This is a genomic window from Mycobacterium sp., from assembly GCF_049585075.1.
Classification (GTDB): domain Bacteria; phylum Actinomycetota; class Actinomycetes; order Mycobacteriales; family Mycobacteriaceae; genus Mycobacterium.
Genome location: NZ_JBAUZA010000559.1, coordinates 1 through 3,334, shown reverse-complemented (window position 1 = coordinate 3,334; position 3,334 = coordinate 1). Strand labels below are relative to the sequence as shown.

Genomic DNA, 3,334 nt, shown 5'->3' with positions numbered 1-3,334 from the left:
CGTGATGGCGCCGGTGCCGATCCTGGCCAGCTCGCCGCCGACCGAGACGGTGACGTCCTCCTCGGCGGTGATGCTGATCAGCGTGCCTGCTACCGGCGACGGGATCTCGGTGTCCACTTTGTCGGTGGACACTTCGACCAGCGGCTCGTCGACCTCGACCGGGTCACCGACCTTCTTCAGCCAGCGGGTCACCGTGCCCTCGGTGACCGATTCGCCGAGTTCAGGCATCAGCACTGGCTGCGACGAGCCAGTCGCGTCCTGATCGCCGGTTGCCGCCGCGGTCGTTGGCTGCGACTCGGCCTGCGGTTGTGGTTCTGGCTCTGCGTGCGGTTCTGGCTCCGGTTGCGGTTGTGGCGCTGCTTGAGGTTCAGGCGCTGCTGCCTCGGCGGCGGGTTGTGCGGCATCGCCACCTCCCGCGCCTTGGGCGTCGCCGATGACGGCCAGCTCGCCGCCGATCTCGACGGTGTCGTCCTCGTGGGCAACGATTTTGGTCAGTACTCCGGCCGCCGGCGACGGGATCTCGGTGTCGACCTTGTCGGTGGACACTTCCAGCAAGGGTTCGTCGAGTTCGACTGTGTCGCCTTCTTGCTTGAGCCAGCGAGTTACGGTCCCCTCCGTCACGCTCTCACCGAGTGCCGGCATCTGCACTGAGAAGGCCATCTCTGTCGACTCCTGGATCGGTCGGTGGGCGCGCGTCGGCCTCTGGCTTACCACAGCGTGATGTACCGGAAGCTGCACCCAAGCGGATTACCGAAACCATCCTGTCACTGCGCCGCCGCCCGCACACAACCAGGGCGGAGCCGGTACGGGGAGGGGGAACGCACCGCTATATTTGAACTGTGACAAATAATGGAGTCCAATAAATCGGATTTTTATCCATTTTATCGGATGCTCCTGGTTTCCACGGCATTAATACATCGAGTATTTGAGACGGTTCGGATGAGAAAGCCAAAAATCTGGATTATCTTGTTTCCTGTGTATCCCGACGATAGCGGCAAAGAGCTCGCCACGGTGCTCTCCTACCTGGCAGGGCGTTCCCTCAGCAGAGAAGAGATCTGGACGGCGATGGAACTGCCGCGGTCCACATACTACGACCAGCTGGACAAGGGAACCCTGATCACTGCGGACAACCTGCGCGTCGCGGCGGCCAATCTCGGCATCAACCGCGCCGAGCTGCTGACCCGCTACCGGTTCATCGACCCCGAAGAGATCACCGCGTTGGCTGAAGAGATTCGCGGCGGCATTCCGGTGTCGCAAGCCGCGGGCGGCGTTGCTGTGAAAACCTCACAGCCGACAAAACTTGCCGAGTGGCGACCGCGGCAAGACGCGCCTCCGCTCTAAAACGACCTGTTGACGGACCGCTGTGGCTCTTACCGCTCTCATCACCCTGACCCTCGCATCCATCGCATGGAGCCTTTGGATACGGCGAGTCACCTGGCATTGCCGGTGGGAAGTGGCCGCCACGCTCAATATCGCTTTGCAGGGTTGCGCGGTTGCTCTGATGTCGCCGCTGGCCTCCGAGACGCTCGGCGTCGCACTGCACAAGATCACCGGTGAGTGGAACCTGCAGAACTACGTCGGGCACGACTGCTACATCGTCGCGGCCTCGGCGATCGTCTACAACGCGGTCGGCAGGCTTGAAGATGACCACGCGCTGCAGGCCTCTTTCAAGCAGTACGTGGAACGGCCGGCGACGCTGTGCATCCCGCTATTGCTGGCGACGTTCTCCCTAAGCGGTGGCAGCAAGACCTATGCGCGCGATTTCTTCGCGATGCGCACCGACTTCTGGCTGAGCGTGTACTGGGTATTGCTCACCGGAACGTTGGCCTATCTGTTGGTGTTTGGCTCGCGTGCCCTGCTCGTGCTGCGCAAGGACCCGCGGTCGAGGAACGTCGCCAACGCATATCTGGTCGCCTCGGCCAGCGGTGTCTCTGCGTGCGCGGTGCGGATGATCACCGCGGTGATCCCGCCGCTACAAGGTCCGGTGGCGACCGGACTGATCTGGTTGTTTGCCTGTGCGTGCGGCGCCGGTTTCGCATTGACCTCTGCGCAATCCTGGCGTCAGAAGATCAGGTGGTTCCAGCGACCGGCGGTGCACCGCTAGTACTGCCGCGGTCGGTCAAGTAGCCGGCGGGCTTAGCCGTTTTCGGCGATGTCTTCCAGTACCGCGATCATGGTGCGGGTCGGAACGCCCGTGCCGCCCTTGGGGGTGTAACCCCACGCGCTGCCGGTGTTGTAGGCCGGCCCGGCGACGTCGATGTGCGCCCAATTCACGCCGTCGGCAACGAATTCCCGCAGAAACACGCCGGCCACCAGCATGCCGGCGAAGCGCTGCCCGCTGACATTGGCCAGGTCGGCCACCGTCGACTTCAAGTCGTCCTTGAGCTCGTCGGGCAGCGGCATCGGCCAGCCGTTCTCGCCCACCTGCTGCGAGATGGCCGCCACCCGGTCGCGGAACTCGTCACTGCCCATCACCCCCGGCGTACGCGCACCGAGCGCCACGGTTTGGGCCCCGGTCAGCGTCGACGTCTCGATCAGGTAGTCCGGGTTGTCTTCGCACGCCCGAACGATCGCGTCGGCGAGGATCAGCCGGCCCTCGGCGTCGGTGTTGAGCACCTCGACCGTGATCCCGCCGTACTGCGTCAGCACGTCCCCCGGGCGCTGCGCGGTCGCCGACGGCATGTTCTCGGCCATCGGCACTGTGGCGGTCACATCGATCGGCAGTTCGCGCTGGGCGGCCAGCGTCACGGTCGCAATGACCGCGGCGGCGCCGCCCATGTCCGAGGTCATGTAGTGCATCGATGCCGCCGGCTTGATCGAGATGCCGCCGGTGTCGAATGTGATGCCCTTACCGACCAGGGCGACTTTGCGGGCCTGCTTCGGTTTTTTGGCCAGCCGCGATCCGTGATGGGTCAGCCGCACCAGCCGCGGCAGCCGCGACGAGCCCTTGCCGACTCCGATTACCCCGCCGTAGCCCTGCTTTTGCAGCGCCTTGTCGTCGAGCACCTCGACTTCGAGACCAACTGATTCGCCCAAAGCCTGTGCCCGCTTTGCGAATTCGGCTGGAAACAGGTGGCTGGGCGGAGTGTTGACGAGGTCACGGGCGGTGGCGACGGCGGTCGCGACTGCCGCGGCATGAGCCGCCTGCGCTTTGGCGTCCTTGGCGGTGGACAACACGGTGATCTTGTGCAGCCCCGGATCTTTTGGCGCCGTCTTGTCGCTGCGGAACTCGGTGAACCGGTAGCTGCCCAGAATCAGTCCCTCCACGGCGGCGGTCAGCACGCCGGCTCCCGGCAACTCGGCCAGCGTGGTGACGACGGCCTCGGCCGGACCC

4 protein-coding genes are annotated in these 3,334 nt (G+C 64.6%); 2 read left to right on the top strand and 2 right to left on the bottom strand.

All coding sequences use genetic code 11. The features are described 5' to 3' along the window. Positions 1-660: biotin/lipoyl-containing protein (locus tag WB785_RS25560; RefSeq protein WP_424083030.1), on the bottom strand; the 660-nt coding region annotated here is incomplete at its 3' end. Between the two features lie 189 nt (positions 661-849). On the opposite strand from WB785_RS25560, the gene WB785_RS25555 reads away from it, so the two are divergent. Together WB785_RS25555 and WB785_RS25550 are read left to right on the top strand one after the other, a co-directional pair. Continuing rightward, a complete protein-coding gene (locus WB785_RS25555) occupies positions 850-1,341 on the top strand; it encodes a hypothetical protein (RefSeq protein WP_424083028.1) in 492 nt (163 codons plus the stop codon). A 22-nt stretch (positions 1,342-1,363) separates the two neighbouring features. Next, entirely contained in the window at positions 1,364-2,104 is a 741-nt protein-coding gene (locus WB785_RS25550) for a hypothetical protein (protein WP_424083026.1), read from the top strand. A gap of 32 nt (positions 2,105-2,136) precedes the next feature. Here the strand turns inward: WB785_RS25550 and WB785_RS25545 are convergent. Beyond that, the coding region (locus tag WB785_RS25545) for a leucyl aminopeptidase (RefSeq protein ID WP_424083024.1) at positions 2,137-3,334 on the bottom strand (1,198 nt) is incomplete at its 5' end.